This window comes from Arsenophonus endosymbiont of Bemisia tabaci Q2, assembly GCF_902713415.1.
GTDB lineage: Bacteria > Pseudomonadota > Gammaproteobacteria > Enterobacterales > Enterobacteriaceae > Arsenophonus.
Genome location: NZ_CACTIE010000110.1, coordinates 1 through 21,392, shown reverse-complemented (window position 1 = coordinate 21,392; position 21,392 = coordinate 1). Strand labels below are relative to the sequence as shown.

13 protein-coding genes and 10 pseudogenes are annotated in these 21,392 nt (G+C 37.8%); 12 read left to right on the top strand and 11 right to left on the bottom strand.

The genetic code is table 11. The features are described from left to right. Positions 1–32: 32 nt before the first annotated feature. The 7 genes and pseudogenes from ARSQ2_RS14800 to ARSQ2_RS06495 form a co-directional block, all read left to right on the top strand. Positions 33–125, top strand: coding sequence for a transposase (locus tag ARSQ2_RS14800; protein WP_420837747.1), 93 nt, complete (start codon positions 33–35; stop codon positions 123–125). Next, a complete protein-coding gene (locus ARSQ2_RS13710) occupies positions 101–226 on the top strand; it encodes a hypothetical protein (protein ID WP_255487642.1) in 126 nt (41 codons plus the stop codon). Before ARSQ2_RS14800 ends, ARSQ2_RS13710 begins: the two co-directional genes overlap by 25 nt. Further along, positions 219–653, top strand: a pseudogene (locus ARSQ2_RS06515) (NUDIX domain-containing protein). The gene ARSQ2_RS13710 and the pseudogene ARSQ2_RS06515 overlap by 8 nt, the downstream one beginning before the upstream one ends. A gap of 104 nt (positions 654–757) precedes the next feature. Further along, positions 758–1,867 (top strand): tRNA 2-thiouridine(34) synthase MnmA, encoded by a 1,110-nt coding sequence (mnmA, locus tag ARSQ2_RS06510; RefSeq protein ID WP_181994775.1) that lies wholly within the window; start codon positions 758–760, stop codon positions 1,865–1,867. Continuing rightward, a complete protein-coding gene (gene hflD, locus ARSQ2_RS06505; RefSeq protein ID WP_181994774.1) occupies positions 1,864–2,490 on the top strand; it encodes a high frequency lysogenization protein HflD in 627 nt (208 codons plus the stop codon). Before mnmA ends, hflD begins: the two co-directional genes overlap by 4 nt. A 21-nt stretch (positions 2,491–2,511) precedes the next feature. Next, a complete protein-coding gene (purB, locus tag ARSQ2_RS06500; protein WP_181994773.1) occupies positions 2,512–3,882 on the top strand; it encodes an adenylosuccinate lyase in 1,371 nt (456 codons plus the stop codon). Between the two features lie 174 nt (positions 3,883–4,056). Continuing rightward, positions 4,057–4,442: pseudogene (locus ARSQ2_RS06495) on the top strand (response regulator); the annotation flags it as partial. Here the strand turns inward: ARSQ2_RS06495 and ARSQ2_RS13705 are convergent. Both ARSQ2_RS13705 and ARSQ2_RS12750 read right to left on the bottom strand, forming a co-directional pair. After that, positions 4,398–4,523 carry a hypothetical protein gene (locus tag ARSQ2_RS13705; protein WP_255487643.1) on the bottom strand — a complete coding sequence of 42 codons (126 nt, stop codon included), beginning with the start codon at positions 4,521–4,523 and terminating at the stop codon, positions 4,398–4,400. The pseudogene ARSQ2_RS06495 and the gene ARSQ2_RS13705 sit on opposite strands and share 45 nt — an antisense overlap. Then, entirely contained in the window at positions 4,463–4,687 is a 225-nt protein-coding gene (locus tag ARSQ2_RS12750; protein WP_238334355.1) for a transposase, read from the bottom strand. The genes ARSQ2_RS13705 and ARSQ2_RS12750 overlap by 61 nt, the downstream gene beginning before the upstream one ends. A gap of 185 nt (positions 4,688–4,872) precedes the next feature. Here ARSQ2_RS12750 and ARSQ2_RS11950 point away from each other — a divergent pair. The 3 pseudogenes from ARSQ2_RS11950 to ARSQ2_RS06480 form a co-directional block, all read left to right on the top strand. Continuing rightward, positions 4,873–5,186 (top strand): annotated as a pseudogene (locus ARSQ2_RS11950) (winged helix-turn-helix domain-containing protein); the annotation flags it as partial. Further along, positions 5,176–6,647: pseudogene (gene phoQ / locus ARSQ2_RS06485) on the top strand (two-component system sensor histidine kinase PhoQ). The pseudogenes ARSQ2_RS11950 and phoQ, both read left to right, overlap by 11 nt. A gap of 59 nt (positions 6,648–6,706) precedes the next feature. After that, positions 6,707–7,838, top strand: a pseudogene (locus ARSQ2_RS06480) (ribosomal protein uL16 3-hydroxylase). Between the two features lie 141 nt (positions 7,839–7,979). On the opposite strand, the gene ARSQ2_RS06475 reads toward ARSQ2_RS06480, so the two are convergent. The 6 genes and pseudogenes from ARSQ2_RS06475 to lolC form a co-directional block, all read right to left on the bottom strand. Further along, a complete protein-coding gene (locus tag ARSQ2_RS06475; protein WP_181994771.1) occupies positions 7,980–8,501 on the bottom strand; it encodes a zinc-binding metallopeptidase family protein in 522 nt (173 codons plus the stop codon). A 294-nt stretch (positions 8,502–8,795) separates the two neighbouring features. Further along, positions 8,796–9,267: pseudogene (locus tag ARSQ2_RS12745) on the bottom strand (zinc-binding metallopeptidase family protein); the annotation flags it as partial. A gap of 108 nt (positions 9,268–9,375) precedes the next feature. Continuing rightward, a pseudogene (cobB, locus tag ARSQ2_RS06465) lies at positions 9,376–10,193 on the bottom strand (Sir2 family NAD+-dependent deacetylase). 92 nt (positions 10,194–10,285) lie between these two features. After that, positions 10,286–11,533 carry a lipoprotein-releasing ABC transporter permease subunit LolE gene (lolE, locus tag ARSQ2_RS06460; RefSeq protein ID WP_181994769.1) on the bottom strand — a complete coding sequence of 416 codons (1,248 nt, stop codon included), beginning with the start codon at positions 11,531–11,533 and terminating at the stop codon, positions 10,286–10,288. Between the two features lie 2 nt (positions 11,534–11,535). Then, on the bottom strand, positions 11,536–12,240 hold the full coding sequence (gene lolD, locus ARSQ2_RS06455; RefSeq protein WP_181994768.1) for a lipoprotein-releasing ABC transporter ATP-binding protein LolD: 705 nt from the start codon (positions 12,238–12,240) through the stop codon (positions 11,536–11,538). After that, complete coding sequence (gene lolC, locus ARSQ2_RS06450) at positions 12,233–13,435, bottom strand: lipoprotein-releasing ABC transporter permease subunit LolC (protein ID WP_181994767.1); 1,203 nt, start codon at positions 13,433–13,435, stop codon at positions 12,233–12,235. Before lolC ends, lolD begins: the two co-directional genes overlap by 8 nt. 195 nt (positions 13,436–13,630) lie before the next feature. Here lolC and mfd point away from each other — a divergent pair, with 195 nt between their 5' ends. After that, positions 13,631–17,071, top strand: a complete 3,441-nt coding sequence (mfd, locus tag ARSQ2_RS06445) for a transcription-repair coupling factor (protein ID WP_181994766.1) — start codon at positions 13,631–13,633, stop codon at positions 17,069–17,071. Positions 17,072–17,156: 85 nt separating this feature from the next. On the opposite strand, the gene ARSQ2_RS06440 is transcribed toward mfd, so the two are convergent. The 3 genes and pseudogenes from ARSQ2_RS06440 to hexR all read right to left on the bottom strand — a co-directional run. Continuing rightward, complete coding sequence (locus ARSQ2_RS06440) at positions 17,157–18,461, bottom strand: NAD(P)/FAD-dependent oxidoreductase (protein ID WP_181994765.1); 1,305 nt, start codon at positions 18,459–18,461, stop codon at positions 17,157–17,159. Positions 18,462–18,824: 363 nt separating this feature from the next. Beyond that, positions 18,825–18,986, bottom strand: a pseudogene (locus ARSQ2_RS06435) (pyruvate kinase); the annotation flags it as partial. Between the two features lie 194 nt (positions 18,987–19,180). Then, positions 19,181–20,022: pseudogene (hexR, locus tag ARSQ2_RS06430) on the bottom strand (transcriptional regulator HexR); the annotation flags it as partial. 340 nt (positions 20,023–20,362) lie between these two features. Here hexR and ARSQ2_RS06425 point away from each other — a divergent pair. After that, positions 20,363–21,229, top strand: a pseudogene (locus tag ARSQ2_RS06425) (glucose-6-phosphate dehydrogenase (NADP(+))); the annotation flags it as partial. Positions 21,230–21,392: the final 163 nt, after the last annotated feature.

Below are 21,392 nucleotides of genomic sequence, written 5' to 3'. Positions count from 1 at the left end.
GTATTCAACAAGTCATCATCGATGCGGGGAATATGGTGGCATATTTGCCTACCTATTCGCCAGATCTTAATCCAATTGAACATAAATGGGCACAAGCTAAATGCAAAAAAAGAGCGCTCGGATGAGACACAGATATTTTGTTCGCACTCAATATGGTGTAATCAAAATTAAGTCGCTTAGCTATAACTTACAGCCAGGTGAGTGGAAGGAGGTCGATTTTGTTTAAACTACACGTTACGGTTGCTAACGTCGTTCACGTTAAAGTTAAGTTTTTAATTGTAGAAGAAATTATTAATAATAAATCAGTCTGAAATCAACCGGCTGGACATTTAGAAGCTAACGAAACTATTTTTTCTGCCGCGACCCGGGAGCTATATGAGGAAACCGGTATTAATGCACTTCCCCAGAAATTAATAAAAATCCATCAATGGATAGCCCCTAATGGCTGTGTTTTCCTGCGGTTTCTTTTTCTGATTGAACTGGATGAGATACCTAAAACCTCACCACAAAATAATGATATCCACTAATGTTTATGGCTTACTGCTGATGAAATATTATCCAGTCCATGCCTGCGCTCGCCTTTAGTAGCAGAAAGTATCCGCTGCTTTATCACTCGAGAATTTTTCCCGTTAACATTAATCGACCCTTATTAATTTCATACCGGCTAATAGAGATTAATCCTTATGCTACTATGGTGCAACTTTCCACTGCATGTTAAAATATTTGTGTTTATGTTTACCCGCAATGAGATTTATTCATGTCAGATAGCCAGTTAAAAAAAGTCATCGTTGGTATGTCCGGTGGCGTTGACTCATCCGTATCCGCTTACCTATTGAAACAACAAGGTTATCAGGTTGCCGGTTTATTCATGAAAAACTGGGAAGAAGACGATAATGATGAGTATTGCTCAGCAGCTACCGATCTTGCCGACGCGCAATCGGTATGCGATAAACTCGATATAGAACTGCATACCGTTAATTTTTCCGCCGAATATTGGGACAATGTTTTTGCCCATTTTCTTGCTGAGTATAAAGCTGGCCGCACACCGAACCCCGATATTCTATGTAATAAGGAAATTAAATTTAAAGCCTTTCTAGAATTCGCAGCGCAAGATCTGGCAGCAGACTATATTGCCACTGGCCACTACGCTCGACGCAAAACTGTTGATGGTCGCCATCAATTATTGCGTGGTTTGGATAACAACAAAGATCAGAGCTATTTTCTTTATGTGTTGGATCAAACTCAACTAGCACAAAGTCTTTTTCCAATCGGTGAATTGGAAAAATCAGCTGTTCGCCGTATCGCTGAGGACGTTGGTTTAATTACTGCCGAAAAGAAAGACTCAACAGGAATTTGTTTTATTGGTGAACGAGAGTTTCGTGACTTCCTCGCTCGCTATCTGCCAGCTAAACCAGGTAAAATTATAACAGTTGATGGCAAAATTTTAGGTGAACATACAGGTTTAATGTATCATACGTTAGGTCAACGTAAAGGATTAGGTATTGGTGGTGTAAAAGAAGCAAACGACGATCCGTGGTATATTGTCGATAAAGATATTAAAAATAATCAGCTAATTGTTGCCCAAGGCCATAACCACCCAGGTTTGATGTCCACAGAACTTATCGTCCAACAAATCCATTGGATTAATCCACCAGCGTTAAACGAAGCCAATCAATGTACAGTTAAAACCCGTTATCGACAACCAGATATCCCCTGCACAATTAAGCCACTTAGTGACAATAAAATCGCCGTGCAATTTGACTACCCTATTGCAGCCGTTACACCTGGCCAATCAGCAGTTTTTTATCAAGGTGAAATTTGTTTAGGCGGTGGCGTCATTGAAACACGTATTCAGGAGTCAATGTGAGCAAAAATTTTTATGATATTACTCTTGCATTTTCCGGTATTTGCCAAGCATCCCGTCTAGTTCAACAATTGGCTCATGAAGGTAAAATTGACGATAATACGGCAGAAGTAATGATTAATAGCACCCTAAATATCAATCCAACATCCACATTAGCGGTTTATGGCAATAGCGAGGCAAATCTTCGTGTTGGTTTAAATACTTTACTTGCTATACTTACCGCTTCAAGTAATACGCTTTCCTCCGATTTAACCCGCTACTTATTAAGTCTCATTGGCTTAGAACGCCGACTAAGAAAAAATCTATCGGCTAGTGATGAACTTAAACGACGTATTGAATTACTTCAACAGCAAAAAAATTATTTTGAACCTATGTCCAGCGGTATTTTTAATGCGCTGGCAGGGATTTATGTAGATGTTATTAGCCCTATTGGCCCACGTATTCAGGTAACAGGTTCTCCTGACATGCTGCAAAATAGCTCGATACAAGCTAAAATACGCGCATTACTTTTTACTGGCATTCGTAGCGCCGTTCTCTGGCAACAAGTCAGTGGAAGCCGCCTACAATTAATGTTTTCGCGACAACGTTTGATCACTCAAGCAAAAGAAATTCTTGCTCATTGTTAATAAATTTGGGAGTCACTACCAATGGAATTATCTTCACTGACTGCTGTATCGCCAATTGATGGCCGCTACAGTAATAAAGTCAGTACATTACGTCCAATTTTCAGTGAATTTGGTTTACTGAAATATCGTATACAAGTAGAGGTACGCTGGCTACAAAAATTAGCAGCATGTGCTGACATTAAAGAAGTACCTGCATTTAGTGCCGAAGCAACGGCTTATCTTGAGCAAATTGTCGCTGACTTCAATGAAAATGACGCGATTCAGATCAAAGAAATTGAACAAAAAACTAACCATGATGTAAAAGCGGTTGAATATTTTCTAAAAGAAAAAATGGCAGCCATGCCTGAAATTGAAAAAGTGGCTGAATTTATTCATTTTGCCTGTACCTCTGAAGATATTAATAATCTTTCCCATGCCTTAATGCTAAAAATCGCTCGTGACCAAGTGGTTTTTCCTCAATGGCGAAAAATCATTAATAGCCTAAAAGAGATGGCGCGTCTTTATCGCGAATTGCCGCTACTATCAAGAACCCATGGTCAACCCGCGACGCCGACGACGATAGGTAAAGAGTTTGCTAATGTGGCTTATCGTATGGAGCGGCAATATCAGCAACTTGAGCAAATCGAAATTTTAGGCAAAATTAATGGTGCAGTGGGTAATTATAATGCCCATTTATCCGCTTATCCTGATATAAACTGGCATCTGTTTAGCGAACAGTTTGTTACTTCGTTAGGTATCAAATGGAATCCGTTCACAACCCAAATTGAACCCCACGACTATATTGCTGAACTCTTTAATTGTATTGCTCGTTTTAATACCATTTTGATCGATTTTGATCGAGATATCTGGGGTTATATTGCCCTTAATCATTTCAGACAAAAAACTCTCGCTGGTGAAATTGGTTCATCAACTATGCCACATAAAGTTAACCCGATTGATTTTGAAAATTCTGAAGGTAATCTTGGACTAGCCAATGCCTTATTAAATCACCTGGCAAATAAGTTACCGATTTCACGTTGGCAACGTGATCTCACTGATTCAACGGCATTACGTAATTTAGGGGTCGGTATTGGTTATGCATTGGTAGCCTATCAAGCGACATTGAAAGGCTTGAGTAAATTAGAAGTCAATGAGCAGAATTTAAAAACTGAATTGGATGCTAATTGGGAAGTGCTGGCTGAAGCTATTCAAACTGTTATGCGGCGTTATGGACTTGACAAGCCTTATGAAAAACTAAAAGCTTTAACCCGCGGCAAACACGCTACAGCAGGCGACATCAAAGCATTTATTGATAGCTTAGATTTGTCACAAGCAGAAAAAAATCATTTAAAAACAATGACGCCAGCCAACTATATTGGTTATTCAGTCAATCTGGTGGACCATTTAAAATAACATTAATAGGTGAGTAATATTGATTACTCACCCTACTTTTCGTTTAATTAGCTAATCAAACCACATAATTATTTTCTTTTCATTCAGTAATATCTTGCCGTCATCCACCTATCCTTCTAACATAGGATTTATTACTACTTTTTCTAGTAGATTTATTCAGAAATTGAGGTTGTTATGAGGATATTAATTGTAGAAAATAATGCGCTTTTACGTCACCATCTAACTGTCCAGTTAAAAGAGACCGGTCATCAAGTTGATGCAGCAGATGCTAAAAAAGCCGATTATTTTTTACAAGAGGGTAATCCCGATATTGCAATTGTTGACTTAGGATTACCCGGTGAAGATGGATTAAGTATGATCAGGCGTTGGCGGCAGGACAACATTAAATTGCCTATTCTAATATTAACCGCTCGTGAACGCTGGCAAGAAAAAGTGGTTGCCTTAAATAGTGGTGCCTATGATTATGTGACAAAACCTTTTCATCTGGAGGAGATTTTATAGCACGGGTTCAAGCATTAATGCGCCGTAACAGCGGACTTGCTTTGCAAATCGCAAATATAGCTAAGCGACTTAATTTTGATTACACCATATTGAGTGCGAACAAAATATCTGTCTCGCATCCGAGCGCTCTTTTTTTGCATTTAGCTTGTGCCCATTTATGTTCAATTGGATTAAGATCTGTCGAACAGGTAGGCAAATATTCCACCATATGCCCCGCATCGATGATGACTTGTTGAATACTCTGTTTCTTGTGAAAAGTTGCATTATCCATCATGATTACACTGTTTTTAGGAAGTACTGGGATAAGGACTTGGGTGGCCCATGCATAGAAAACATCGCTGTTATAGCTGGGCGACTTTAAAATGATTACAAGTAATTACTCTATATCATTAAATTTATATTGGATAAAAATATATATTTTGTAATCAAAATTAAGACGCTTAGCTGTAGCTCATATAAATAATATCATCAAAATTAAGTCGTTTAGCTATACTTCAACTAGGTGATTTTATCATTGATATGTCTCGTAAAGAATTCACTATTAAAGATAAAAATATCAAACTCACCGCATTTGAATATACTATCTTAGAAACCTTAATGCGTAATAATAGTAAAGTAGTGAGTAAAGAGTCATTAATGCGCCAACTCTATCCGGATGCAGAATTATGCGAAAGCCATCCCATTCATGTTTTAATGGGATGATTAAGAAAAAAATTATGCAAGCGTGGCCTAATGATGTCATTGTGACCGTTCGTGGGCAAGGTTATCGCTTTGAGGCAGAACATTCAGATGATGCAATTTAATTTTTTAAAACGCAAAAAACCCTTTTTGTTGCGAACACGCTTTTTACTCGGAACTTCGGGGATAATATTAGCATTGACACTTTCATATGGTGCCGTTGCAATCGTTGGCTATTTAGTTAGTTTTGATAAAAGAACCTATACCTTACTACGTAGTCAAAGTAATCTATTTTATAGCTTAGCGCAATGGCGTAATAATAAGTTAGATATCCATGTCCCAACTGATTTTACCTTAAATGCCCCAGCCTTTATTTTAATTTATAATCAACAAGGTGAAATTTTTTGGCGACAACGCCATATTCCTGCGATTGAAAACGCCATCGAAAAAGAGTGGTTAAAAAAGGATGGATTGTACGAATTAGATACCGATTTAAATACCACTCGTAAATTAATTAAAGTCTCACCTAACGGCAGTAAACCGGCGCAAAAAGTGACTGATATTAAAGATAAATACTCCTCTTTAACTCACTCAGTTTCTGTCAACCACTATCAGGCAACTAAAAATCTGCCGCAACTTAGTATTGTTGTAATAGATACTTTACCTTTAGATGTACAGAAAACTGGATTAATTTGGGAATGGTTTGGTTATGTTATATTAGGCAATTTTATTCTGGTTATTCCGATGCTTTGGCTAGTAACTTCCTGGAGTTTATACCCAATAGAATCATTAAGTTCAAAAATAAGTGGCATCGAAAAAGGTGAGCGAGAAGCGCTGGATCAAAATCCCCCATTAAAGCTCAACGGATTATTGCGTAACTTGAAATAAGTTACTAGTAAATGAACAAAAAGGCTATACCAAATATCGAACTACACTTGCTGATTTAAGCCAAAGCCTAAAAACCCGATTAGCGGTATTACAATCAACCCTCCGTTCTCTGCGCTCAAGCAAAAAAATGACCATTGAACAAGCCGAACCTATCATGCTCGAATAAATTGACCGAATTTCACAACAAATAGGCTATTATTTGCATAGTGCAAGCATACATAGTGAAGATCATTTCGCAATCCGAGAAATTTCTTCAGTTTCTGCCTTATTAGATAATCTATGTAGAGCCTTAACCAAAGTATATCAAAAAAAAGGCGTCAATTTGACTCTCGATGTCTCGCCTGAAATCACTTGGATAGGTCAACCGATAGATTTTATGGAGATTATGGGTAATATTATTGAAAATGCTTGTAAATATTCCCTTGAATTTGTCGAAGTTAGTGCTAGTTTCACTGAAAATTCATTAACCATTATCGTCGATGATGATGGTCCTGGTGTTGCTGAAGATAAACGAGATTTGATTTTTTACGCGGTCAACGTGTTGATACTCTCTACGGCCAGGAGAAGGTTTAGGGCTCTCTATTGCAGCTGAAATTATTGAACAATATGACGGAGATATTGCTATTACTCATAATCCATTAGGTGGAGGACGCGTGGTTGTAACTTTTAGAGAACAATCGCCCATGACAGATAGCTAATAGCACTAATACCATTTTCTTATTTTTAATCTGACAAAATAAATATGCAAAATAAAATAATTAACTATCAACTTAACATCAATTGGCCAGATTTCATCAAAAATTATTGGCAAAAAAGGCCGTTATTAATTAAACAAGGATTTACTAATTTTATTGATCCTATTTCAGCTAATGATCTAGCTGGATTAGTAATGGAAGATGAAGTGGATAGTCGATTAGTTAGCTTCCAGGATGGAAGTTGGAATGTGACTCATGGCCCTTTTGATAGCTATGATCAATTGGCTAAAACAGGATGGTCACTGCTAGTACAAGCCGGTTAACCATTGGCATTATCCATCGACTGCTTTAATAGCGCCCTTTTGTGTTTTATCTGATTGGGGAATTGATGATTTAATGGTTTTTTATTCTGTTCCAGCAGGTGGCGTTGGCCCCCATATTGATCAATATGATGTTTTTATTATTCAAGGTCTTGGCCGCCGTCATTGGCGAGTAGGTGAAAAAATTGCACTAAAACAGCATTGTCCACATCCAGATCTACGCCAGGTATAGCCTTTTGCGGGCCATTATTGATGAACAACTTGAGCCTGGCGATATCCTTTATATCCCGCCAGGCTTTCCCCATGAAGGCTACTCTCCATTGAGATTTCACTTAATTACTCAGTCGGTTTTAGATTACCGACTAGCCGTGAATTATTTAGTAGTTTTGCCGATTATCTTATCGCTAATGACTTAGGTAATTATCATTATAGCGATCCAGATATAGCGACGTGTGACAATCCAGCTATGATCTTGCCAAAATAATTAACTTAAATGAAACATATAATGAATCAATTGATTACTAAACCACATATTTTTAACAATTGGTTTGGCACATTTATCTCTCAGTCTCGTTATGAGTTAGATATCGCGCCGCCCGAGCCATCCTATACTGTTGAGCAAGTTGTTCAGCTTCTTTGTCAAGGAAATACCCTTTACAAACTTAATGGCTTACGTACCCTGAATGTTGCGGATCAATACTTTGTTAATGGTGAACAATTAATATCGCCTAAATTAAACATAACAGCTATTAATATACTTTGTGAAAAACAGGAAATTCACGCTGATATGCTAGGCAACGCATTGAATGAAAAGGAGTTCATGCAATTAGTCACTAAACTAATTAATGATGGATATTGGTATTTTAACGATTAGAATTGTTTAACCTCTATATAATAAAACATGTTGGCTTAACTAGTTGATAATTTTATTTTGCAGGTTAATCATCATTGGTTCGCAGAAACTCGATCAAATTTAACATATTGCGTCGTTAATGCCACAATGCGAACAATCACATCAACTGCCTGCTGGCATACCTTCTAAACAGATAAATTCATATTTGCTATGAAAATTATATCCGCCAGTAAAAATATTAGGACAAGGTATGCCATAAGCGGCTAACAATTTCTCATGGGTAATATCTCGATTTAGTTGCACATTAGGTTTTATATTGCAGTCAATCATTGCTTGCTTGGCAATATCAACAACATGTGGATATTTGCAAACCACTTTATTCATGTTGTCACAAATGTCATCAACCGTCAATTCAATGTAACAACCAGGATGCAGATCTTTTCCCTGCTCTTCCGCAATTTGAAACATAGCTCGCTTACGTTTGGCAAAGTTTTGTTCATAAAAATCACAAATAATATAATTTATTTCAGTCTTTTCTACTGTGCCTTTAATACAACTCAGATGATAAAAACCTTGATCCATTATTGAATATGTTGCTATTTCTTGGCTTGGGATCTGATTATGAATGCGGGTAGCGAATGTTAAAGCATTTACCATACCCTCCTTGGAGCTCTCCTTTAGCATCCCTTTATCGATAATTTTTATCCTCACATTCGCGATATTAAAATTTTCATATTCAAGCCCACCAATCCGCCTACCAACTAAATTATAAGCCCACTGAGCATTAAATTTTTTAAATCGATGTTATTTGCTCCGCGACCTATTTTGGCATCGGGTGTAAACACAATATAAATGTCACCATGAGGAATATTTTTCTGTATAGCTAGGCGACTTTAAAATGATTAGAAGTAATTACTCTATATCAGTAAATTTATATTGGAGAAAAACATATATTTTGTAATCAAAATTAAGACGCTTAGCTATATTAGATGAGTTATCGTCGTCATAATTTCAGCAATACCTGCCTTATTTTCTGCCCATAATAACGTTTTACAATCACTAGTAATTATTGTTTTACCTATCATTTCATGCAAAATGGGAAACATTATTGGCGATAACACCACATTGCCAATACCCAATGCGATATGAGCGCCACGATAATTTTCAATCAGCTATGGCTTAACATTTTTACCAACAAAATCGAGTGAAGTGTCAAGATGGGAAATAAAGCCAATCGCAGGAACCGAATGTTCAATATTGGCAGGTAGCTTCGCCATTAAACAGCCGTTTTCTAGCAACTCGCTAGTAGAAACTCCTAGCTCTGTCAGTTCGGTCAATAATAACTTTGCTAATTTTGTCTGGCCTATACTGCTGGGATTAGATTTAGTTTAGCTCTTTGATTGAGTATTAATCGCACTATATTCCAAAAACGCTCTAAAAGCCTATCCATTTCTCTTCTTCCAATGAGCTATTACCGCATTATGCGAAAGGAATTAATGACAATTATTGCGTCAAATCAGTTTTAGCAGATATATTAATAAAATGCATTATTACTTAATCATACTTTGATCTCTGCAAGTAGCCCGCTAATATATTTTTCAACAATTTTTGTGGCAGCACCATAATGTTTTTCATCAAACTGGCTTTCAACCTGACTGGGTTCAAGATTCAATTCAACAGTATGTGCACCAGCAAGTTTAGCTTCATGTACAAACCTAGCGGCAGGATAAACATGTCCCGATGTACCAATTGCGACAAAAATATCCGCTGATGATAAAGCCTGATAAATCACCTCCATACCTAGTGGTATTTCACCAAACCAGACAATATGGGGACGCAAAGGTTGAGGAAATTGGCAACAGTGACAACGATCATCGGTTGTTAGATCTCTTTTCCATTCAATAACCTGACCTCATTGACAGCAGCGAGCTTTTAATAATTCACCGTGCATATGAACAATGCGTCTATTACCCGCTTTTTCATGTAAGTTATCCATATTTTGCGTAACTAATAAAAAATTATCACCCAGGAAATGTTCTAATTTTGCTAAAGCATGATGGGCTGCGTTGGGTTTTATATCCGCTTGCTGTAATTGATAACGCCGCTGATTGTAAAAACATTGTACTCATTCTGGATCTCTAACAAAACCTTAAGGTGTTGCAACATCTTCAACCCGATGTTCTTCCCATAAGCCATCGGTTGCGCGAAAAGTACGAATTCGAGACTCAGCTGAAATCCCGGCGCCGGTTAATACGACAATTTTTTTGTTTTCATCTTATCAATCAACTGTTTGTCTCGGTAAAAAAGGCAACAACGAAATCTTTGTCGATGTAAATTTTTTTTACGTAACTTTCTAAGTCGACAATAAAACCGCATCATTGGACAGTATCCTTTTTCATGCTAAACGACCCATTACTTTCAATCAAACCATCGCCTCTTTTAGATAATGACAGCAAAAACAACAACGGTTATTGCCCACTTAAAATTGGCGCCGGATCTATTTTTATTGCCCGTTTAGCGGGATACCAACTTGCGAGTAAACTTAAAATTAATGTTGTTAACATGACATAAAATACATCGGTAATATGGAGCTCAGAGGGTAAAAAATCGATAAAATAAACATCACCTGATAAAATAGGATGACCAACAATACTTTCTATACATTTAATGATAGTCGTTAAATTTAGTGATATAAAAATCCCGACTAACATACCAATAAAACAACCAACCATTCCCGTTATTAATCCATACCATAAAAAAATAGCACCAATAAAACTATCTTTAGCACCGAGTGTTCTCAACACTGCAATATCGGTGCTTTTATCTTTCACTGCCATTACCAGCGTAGAGACAATATTAAAACAGGCAACACCAATTACCAAAATCATGGCCAGATACATGATGCCACGCACCATTTGAATATCGTTATACATGTAACCATAATCCGCTATCCAACTTTTAATAGTGACATAATGGCCAGTATTTATTCCGGCATCGTAAACCACTTTATTGGCAGCAAAAACATCATTCACACTGATCTGAAAACCAGTAACACCATCACCATAAGCTAAATATTGCTGCGCATCTTGCAATGGCACAATTACCAGCTGATGATCTAACATACCATTTAATTTGAATACGCCAATAACCGTGACACTAATTCGATTCAGTTCCTGAATACGTAATTTATCATCATGATTAGGGATCATGATGATAATATGGTCCCCAGGCGAAACTTTTAATGTTTCTGCCACACCTTGACCTAAAATAATTTCGTTATTACCTAGTTTTAATTTTTTCCAGGCATCATTCAAGATAAAATCAGGTAACGAACTAACTGATCGCTCTGACGATAAATCAACACCGGCTACCTGGATCGCCTTCAATGCGTTCCCCTTTTCGAGCAACCCAGTAAAATTAATATAAGGTGATACACCAACAACCCCTGGTGTTTGTCGAACCTTAGCTAAATCAGCTTGCCAATTTAAATAAGGCTGATTGACTGCCGCAATTCGTCCATGAGGGACAACTGAAAGTATGCGATTTTTTAATTCACGTTCAAAACCATTCATTGCACTTAAGCCAATAATCAACACTGCAACGCCAAGCACAATACCCAGTGTAGACATAATCGAGATCAGTGAAACCAAACCAGCTCTTTTTTTACCTCGACTAAAACGAAGTGCAATTTTTAACGCACGGGGTAATTCCGCCATGATCATTGCACTCCTATTAAGCTCGGATCACACTGTAAATAGCCATCCCGCATTTCAAGCTGACGAGTTAAACGACCGGCAAGTCGCAAATCATGAGTTATAACTAAAAATGCCGTCCCTTTTTGTCGATTAAGATCCATTAATAAATCAAAAATGACATCTGCATTGTGTAAGTCCAAATTACCGGTCGGTTCATCCGCCAGTACTAAAGTAGGTTCATTAACAATTGCCCGAGCAATTGCAACTCGCTGCCGTTCACCGCCAGATAATTCAGCGGAGCGATGATTAACTCGATGCGATAAACCTACTGCTGCTAACATCTCACTCGCTTTTTGCTGCGCTTTCACACCTGTCATTCCACCAATTAATAACGGCATCATTACATTTTCCAACGCAGTAAAATCCGGTAATAGATGATGAAATTGATAAATAAACCCCAACTTTTGATTGCGTAGTTCAGCTCGCCCATTGGTAGAAAGTGAGCTAATTTTTTTACCATCAAAAATGACATCACCGCTAGTTGGCATATCTAATCCACCCAATAAATGCAGTAGCGTACTCTTCCCAGAGCCTGAACTACCCAGAATTGCCATCATTTCACTTTTTTTTATTGAGAAGGAGATATTTTTAAGTACATTAGTCGAAATTTTGCCATCTTGATAACATTTACAGAGGTCCTGGCAAACTAATAGCGGAAAATTATTCATAACGTAAAGCCTCTGCAGGTTGAACGGTAGCTGCACGCCAAGATGGATAAAGGGTGACCAATAATGAGATAGCGATTGAAGATAAACTGATTAATATAATACGAGCAGGATCAATAGATATTGGTAATTCGATTCCTTTCGCCAACAAACCTAACATAGGCATTATTATATTAAGCTGGCTTGCAATAAATAGACCTAATAATGTTCCAATGATGGTACCAATGATGCCTGCTCCTGCTCCCTGTAACATAAAAATAGCCATAATCTGGCCCCGCTTTAAACCTAATGTTTGCAAAATAGCCACTTCAGACTGTTTTTCCATAACCAATAATGAAAGTGAAGTAACAATATTAAAGGCTGGCACGGCAATAATGAGACTCAATAATAATCCCATCATATTTTTTTCCATTCTCACTGCCTGAAAAAACTCACCCTTTCGTTCGCGCCAATCCTGCCATACCATACCTGCTGGTAACGTCTGTTGACTCAAGCTATCAACGGTTAAAGGTGCTTTAAGATAAAGTCGCCAACCCGTAATATTACTGATCGGATAACGCATTAATCTTGCCGCGTCCTGTTGATTAACCAATAATTCGCTATTATCGGCTTCACCTTCGGTAGCAAAAAAACCGGCTACCGTGAATAAACGCTGGCTGGGTATTCTGCCCATTGGCGTAAGTTGACTAACACCTGGGACAATTAATCTCAATTGATCCCCCCTCTTTAGCTCAAGCTGTTCAGCCAACTTTACGCCTAAAATAACGTGGTAACTACCGGCAGTTAATACTGCAGGATCAACATCTTGAAAATGATTTAACAAAGGCTCGGTTGACTCTTCATCAACGCCAATCATGACCGCAACCCCCACATTTTGGCTGCTTTGCAATACAACATCACTTTCTACAATTGGGGCAATGCTTTCGATTCCTTCTAGATAGGTTACATTTTTTGCTGGATATTGATTGGGATTGAGATTACCTTTAGGTGTCGTTAAAATAACCTGTGGCATATATGCTAAAATACTCTGCTGCAATGAACGTTCAAAACCATTCATAACAGCAGTGACGGTAATTAATGCCATAACGCCTAATGCAATGCCAATCGTAGATAAACTCGATATGAACCGACCAAATCGGTCGCCTGTTCGTCCACGCATGTAACGTAGACCAATATAAAAGATAACAGACTGAGACATGAAATCCGATATACCTCTGTTGCCAAAGCAAAGTGTTTGGCGATAATAAAGGCTAGCGTCACTGAATGGAACCACCCTAAGCCAAAGTTTTACGATTTTTTATATCTAACTTAACAGATTAGACTATTTTTCGTTTGTTTTAGTGTCAACAAAACAAGTATTACAATTTCTATCAATCAGAATCAATTAATCCTTATGCCGGCAAAATATTATTACCAACTACCCAAAAAGCAAGGTGATACACGCCATTTGGGGTGTCTAATTGGCGCGGCAGCCGCTGTTGAGTGTGCTGATATTGTCGAACGCCATCAGGGTCTTGTCGTTTTGATCACTCAAGATACGCATAATGCCTTAAAATTATGTGATAAAATACAACAATTTTCGCAAAATTCAGTGACAATGCTTTCGGATTGGGAAACACTACCTTATGATAGTTTTTCACCACATCAAGAAATTATTTCTGCGCGCTTAATCGATCTTTATCGACTACCAACATTAGCAAAAGGTTTGTTAATTGTTCCGGTTAATACATTAATGCAAAAAGTTTGCCCTTCTGATTTCGTAATCAGCAATGCACTGGTCATGCATAAAGGCGACAAGCTCTCACGTGAAAATTTGCGTAACAATCTTGATAAAGTCGGTTACCGACATGTTGAACAAGTACTCCAACATCGTGAATATGCTACTCGTGGAGCGTTACTTGATCTCTTTCCAATGGGCAGCGATAATCCATATCGGATTGACTTTTTTGATGATGAAATTGATAGCTTAAGAACTTTTGATGTTGATAGTCAACTGACTATCAGCGAAGTTGAGCAGATAAATCTACTGCCCGCTCACGAATTCCCAACAGATGATAAAGCTATTGAGTTATTCCGTAGCCAATGGCGTGAACATTTCGACGTACGGCGTGATCCTGAGCATATCTATCAACAAATTAGTAAAAAAATAATGCCAGCGGGCATTGAATATTGGCAGCCTCTTTTTTTCAATCAACCACTATCTTCTTTATTTGACTACTTGCGTGCTGATACTTTATTGATCACGCAAGATTTAGCAGCGGCGGCTAATAGATTTTGGGCTGACACTTATCAGCGCTATGAGAGCCGAAATGTTGATCCCATGCGTCCGCTACTACCGCCTGATACACTTTGGCTAAATAGCGAGCAACTTAATCACGCCCTTAAAACTTGGCCACGTATCAAAATTTCAGTTGAGCCGGTCGGTCAAAAAGCAGGCAACACTAACCTGCCCTGCTTAGCTTTACCTGATTTAAGTATCAGCCAGAAAAATAAAGACCCACTTGATAAACTGGAACAGTTCAGCAAAAATTTTGCTGGCCGAATTATTTTTTCTGCAGAAAGTCCCGGAGGGCGTCAAACTCTACTAGAGCTATTAGCACGGATAAAAATCAACCCTATTAAGATTAAAATGCTGCGTGAAGCGAATAAGCCAGGCTTTTATATCACCATGGGGGCAGCTGAACAGGGTTTTACTAATCAGGATCAACAAATAGCTCTTATTTGTGAAAGCGATATTTTCGGTAAACGGGTTATTCAACGTCATACTGAACAACGTAAACCAATTAATACCGATTTATTGATCCGTAATCTGGCAGAGTTACGCCCCGGACAACCAGTTGTTCACCTTGAACATGGGGTTGGACGTTATCAAGGTTTAACCACTTTAGCAGCAGGAGGTATTGAAGCTGAGTACTTAATGCTGACTTATGCAGGCAATGATAAACTTTATGTTCCGGTTTCATCCCTAAATTTAATTAGCCGTTATAGTGGCGGCGGTGATGAAAGTGCACCACTACATAAATTAGGTGCTGATGTTTGGACTAAAGCGAAACAAAAAGCAGCTGAAAAAATTCGTGATGTGGCAGCGGAACTGTTAGATTTTCATGCTCAGCGTAGCATAAAGCCAGGTTTTGCTTTCAAGCACGATAAAATGCAGTATCAGCTTTTTTGCCAAAGTTTTCCCTTCGAAACAACCGTTGATCAAGAACAGGCAATTAATGCCGTTTTAAGCGATATGTGTCAGCCTATTGCCATGGATCGCTTAGTTTGTGGTGATGTCGGCTTTGGTAAAACCGAAGTAGCGATGCGAGCAGCATTCCTGGCAATAAGCAATAATCAACAAGTTGCCGTGTTGGCACCTACAACGCTATTGGCGCAACAACACTTCGATAATTTTCGCGACCGTTTTGCAAACTGGCTAGTACGGATTGAAATGCTGTCACGCTTTCGTAGTAACAAAGAGCACCAACAGATTATCAACGCAACGGCTGAAGGAAAAGTGGATATCTTAATTGGTACCCATAAATTACTGCAAAATGATATCCGTTGGAAAACACTTGGGTTATTAATTGTTGATGAAGAGCATCGCTTCGGTGTTCGCCATAAAGAATTAATTAAATCGATGCGAGCTAATGTTGATATTCTAACATTAACGGCAACACCTATTCCTCGAACCCTTAATATGGCAATGAGTGGCATGCGTGATCTGTCGATTATTGCCACTCCGCCTTCTCGTCGATTATCGGTTAAAACCTTTGTTCATCAATATGATGATTTAATTGTGCGGGAAGCAATTTTGCGTGAAATATTACGGGGTGGACAAGTTTACTATCTGTTTAATGATGTAAAATATATTGAGAAAGCCAAAGAGTGTTTAGAGTCGCTGGTACCTGAAGCACTTTTTGAAATTGGTCATGGTCAAATGCGCGAAAGAGATCTGGAGCGGGTAATGACCGATTTCCATCGACAACGGTTCAATGTATTAATTTGCACCACCATTATTGAAACCGGAATCGATATTCCTACGGCTAATACTATTATTATTGAACGGGCAGATCATTTTGGTTTAGCGCAATTACATCAACTGCGTGGTAGAGTTGGCCGCTCTTATCATCAAGCTTATGCTTATCTTTTAACACCACACCCGAAAGCTATGACGGGTGACGCGCAAAAACGGCTTCAAGCAATCGCAGCACTAAAAGATCTTGGCGCTGGCTTTGCATTGGCTACCCATGATCTAGAAATTCGCGGTGCTGGCGAATTGCTCGGTGAAGAACAAAGCGGACAGATGACCACCATCGGATTTACACTTTATATGGAACTTCTAGAAAACGCCGTTGAGGCTTTAAAGCAAGGCAAGGAACCTTCTTTAGAAGAACTTACCAGCCAACAGACTGAAATTGAGTTAAGAATGCCGGTACTACTGCCGGATGACTATATTCCCGACGTAAATCTCCGATTATCGTTTTATAAAAGGATTGCCAGCGCCAAAAATGACAATGAGCTGGATGAGTTAAAAATTGAACTTATTGATCGTTTTGGTAGCCTGCCTAATGCAGGCAAGCAGTTACTACAATCTACTGTCATCCGGATGCATGCACAAGCATTAGGCATTAAACGAATAGAAGCTCATGAAAAAGGCGGATTTATTGAATTTAGTGAACAAAATAAAATAAACGCGACTTTTCTTATCGCGTTACTGCAAAACTCAGCTCATATTTATCGGCTGGATGGGCCTAATAAATTGAAATTTGTTAAACCACTAATCAATTATGCTGAAAGGGTCACTTTCGTCAGACAATTAATAACTGATTTTCAGTCACACCAAGTATAAATTAACTCATCGTTTCTTATTTTGATTACAGTAAGAAGCGATGGTTAATATCAAATTTGCTATTATTAATGGTGATCAGCATAAATTAATGTAATTTTAATCTAGGTCGAATAATACGATTAATACTACCCACTAACATCATCAATCCAGTTTTAATATAACCATGTAACGCTATTTGATGCATACGATAAAGTGAAATATAGACGATACGAGCGATTTTCCCTTCAACCATCATATCACCGCGCACTAAATTTCCCATTAGGCTGCCAACCGTACTAAAACGAGACAATGAGACTAAAGATCCATGATCTTTATAAACATACTCTTGCAACGCTTTATGATCAAGTAATGCGAGGATATTTTTATAACACAAAGTGGCCATTTGATGAGCAGCTTGGGCTCGAGGAGGCACAAATCCACCCTCTTTTTTAGGGCAAGATGCGCAATCACCAATAGCAAAAATAGCATCATCTAGCGTCGCTTGTAGTGTTGGTTTAACGACTAATTGGTTAATTCGATTAGTTTCTAAGCCACCAATTTGGTGCATAAAATCAGGTGCTTTAATACCCGCAGCCCAAACCATAAGATCGGCGTTAATTTTTTCTCCCGATTTAGTGTTAAGGCCATCTCTATCCGCACTAGTTACCATGGTCTGTGTTAAAACACGAACACCCAATTTGGTTAATTCATGATGTGCAGCTGTTGAGATCCGTACCGGTAATGCCGGTAAAATACGTTCTCCCGCCTCAACCAGGGTTACATTAAGCGCTTCCTTATCCAAGCCTTCAAAACCATAACTGGTTAATTGCTCGATAGCATTATAGAGTTCAGCAGAAAGTTCCACCCCAGTTGCGCCACCACCAACAATGGCGATATTAATCTTATCATCCGGTTTATGTCGCACCGAATAACTGAGAAATAAATTTAACATTTCGTGATGAAAACGATGTGCTTGCTGTGGGTTATCCAGGAAAATACAATGATCTTTTACGCCAGCGGTACCAAAATCGTTAGACACACTGCCTAACGCCATCACTAAAATATCAAAATCTAATTGCCGCTCAGGAACTAATAATTGGCCTTCCTTATCATATATCGCTGCAAGCGTAATGGTTTTATTTTCACAATTAATATTTGTCAAACAACCTAATTGAAAATGAAAATAGTGATTACGGGCATGCGCCAAATAACTCAGAGCATCTACCCCATCATCTAAAGAGCCGCTCGCAACTTCATGCAGTAAAGGTTTCCATAAATGGCTTTGATTGCGATCAACTAATATAATCTCAGCTTTATTCTTGCGTCCTAATTTATGCCCCAACTTGGTTGCGAGTTCTAATCCTCCTGCCCCACCACCGACAATGATAATCTTGGTTTTTGGCGTCATCATAACTACCCTACCCTAAAAAAATTTTTTGTTATTTAAATAAATTTAACAATTAGCTTCAAATAGCATAATTTTTCAAAAAAAGTTTATTTTGCCAACAGAATAACATAGTTGATTATTTGCTCATACCTAAATTAATTAAAATCAATTTAGATTAATTAAAATCAATTTAGCTGGTTATTTTTACATAATTACTATTAATAATGAGTGAAACAAAATACTGCTGCTATTTACAATAACCAAAATTCACTATCTAATTTCTATTTATTAATAATAGTGTTTATATCGTTGTAGAAACACTATAGCTAAGCGACTTAATTTTGTTCACACTCAATATGGTGTAATCAAAATTAAGTCGCTTAGCTATACTTTTGTTGCCCGTTGTAAGTGATCTTCTGCTGAGCCATGAGAAAAGTTTAGACGAACAACGTTTGCGCGGGCTTTAATCACTTTTTCCAGGTTATTATCACGATCACTCGCGGGACCGAGAGTAGTAACAATTTTCGTTCTTCTAAGTTGTCTCGACATTTATGACTCCGTTACTTATTAAAATTGGTGTTGGTTGATAGGTTATTACATAGAAATGAAATTAATCTCTTTATTAAAGTCTGCTGTTGTATCATTTAAATGCTTTAGCTAGAGAGAATATTTTTTGGAGTAAAACGAACGGATCTATAGTTTGCTGATATTGATCTGTTTGCTAAAGGTAAATAGCAGTAGAGTTTATCAGGATATACATCATGTAATATATCTTTTAGGCGCTTTAAGTTATCTCTAAAATTTTGCTCTCGACGTAAAATAAAGGCAGAGTTCCTAGCACATCTATTAATGTCAACTGTGCTAGTCGTGATGCCATCGGCATGTAAATATTGGTATATTCAGGTACAGTAATCGCGATAAATAAGGAAGCGATTTGTGCCAGAGAGGAATTAGCGGTAGTAATAGTAATGATTATAGCATCATTGGCTTTAGCAACTTTAGCTTGTTCAACCAAGTTTTGCGTGCGCCCAGTAGGCAAAATGCAAAGCACAGCGTTACCATAGCGATAGTTAATACAATATATGTGTTGCATTATGATATCAACGAAATAGAGCACTGGGATATAAAAACGAAAAAATTTACTCATACCTCCATGAGTAACTGCTGTTGAGGCAGCTAAACCAAAGAAAGCGATCTTGTTTGCTTGGGTTAATAGATGGATAGCACGATTAATGTTTGTGGTATTTAGGTTATCTTTTACAATACATAATTGCGCGATGGCGGAATCAAAAACTTTTTGCGTATGGCAACTGACAGTATCAGCTTGATCAATCAAACGATTAACATAGGATGTTCCATTGCCAAAGCTTTGTGCTAATCGTAATTGAAAATCAGGAAAACCCTTGGTATCTATTCTACGGCAAAAACAATTTACAGGGGGTTCGCTCGCATTAGCCAATTTAGCTAGGCTTGCAATACAAAAGAGAATCGCTTTTTGCAGCCTGTCAAGGATTGAATTGGCAACTTTCTTTTCTGATTTACTGAAATACTCAAAGTTATTATTTATTTGTTCTAATGTGTTCATACTGAAAGCTACCCGTTTTACTAAATATTGCCAAAGGGGAAATCTTGTTACTTAAGTCAAAATATACTACGCGTTGTTTGGTCAGTAATGAAAAAAAGGAAGTTATTAACTGAATTTTATTAAAAATATGACGGGCGTATAATTTACTTTGCATTTTAGTTTAATAAATATGAAGAATTAAAAATCATATATAACTAATCAAATTTGTTGCGAATTATTTTTTGAGCAAAATAAAATATCGTGGCTTTGTTTACCTGTTCGAGTCAAAAAGGTACATTTGTTTTCTCTATTGAAGCTATCATAGTACTAAAGAATTGGTATTTAAGGAGAATCCAATATCATGGCAATTAATAAAGCTGTTCAGGCATGTAATTTAATTATTTTCGGCGCAAAAGGAGATTTGGCTCGCCGCAAATTATTGCCTTCCCTTTATCAATTGGAAAAAACGGGCTATATCCATCCTGATACGCGTATTATAGGGATTGGTCGGGCTGAATGGGATGCTGCTGCCTATATAAAAGAAACTAAAGATGCGTTAGAGACTTTCCTAAATGAGGAAATCGAGCCCAGTTTATGGCAAAAATTAAGTAAGCGCCTTGATTTTTTCAATCTAGATGTTCAGGATCTGAACAAATTTAATTGGCTAGCAAAATATCTTGAGGGTGATAGTAAACCCGCTATATATTATTTTGCTATGCCACCAACGACTTTTGGTGCGGTTTGCCATGGCTTAGGCCATGCTGGCCTCAATAAGAAGCCCAACCGGGTTGTTATGGAAAAACCATTAGGCAGTGATCTTGCTTCTTCTCAAGATATAAATAATGAGGTTGCTAAGTATTTTAAAGAGAGTCAGATTTATCGTATTGATCACTATTTAGGTAAAGAAACAGTACTCAATTTATTAGCTCTACGTTTCGCCAACTCTTTATTTATTAATAATTGGGATTATCGAACGATTGATCATGTACAGATCACAGTTGATGAAGAGGTGGGTATCGAAGGACGCTGGGGTTACTTTGATCAAGCTGGGCAGATGCATGATATGATCCAAAATCATTTATTACAGATCTTGACTATGATTGCTATATCACCGCCTGCGGATTTAACGGCAGATCGCATACGAGATGAGAAAGTTAAAGTATTGCCCTCATTACGTCGGATTGATTATCGTAATGTACGTCAAAAAACCGTCCGAGGTCAATATACATGAGGTTCTATTCAAGGCAAAAAAGTGGCTAACTATAGCTAAGCGACTTAATTTTGATTACACCCCATATTGAGTGCGAACAAAATATCTGTGTCGCATCCGAGCGCTCTTTTTTTACATTTAGCTTGTGCCCATTTATGTTCAATTGGATTAAGATCTGGCG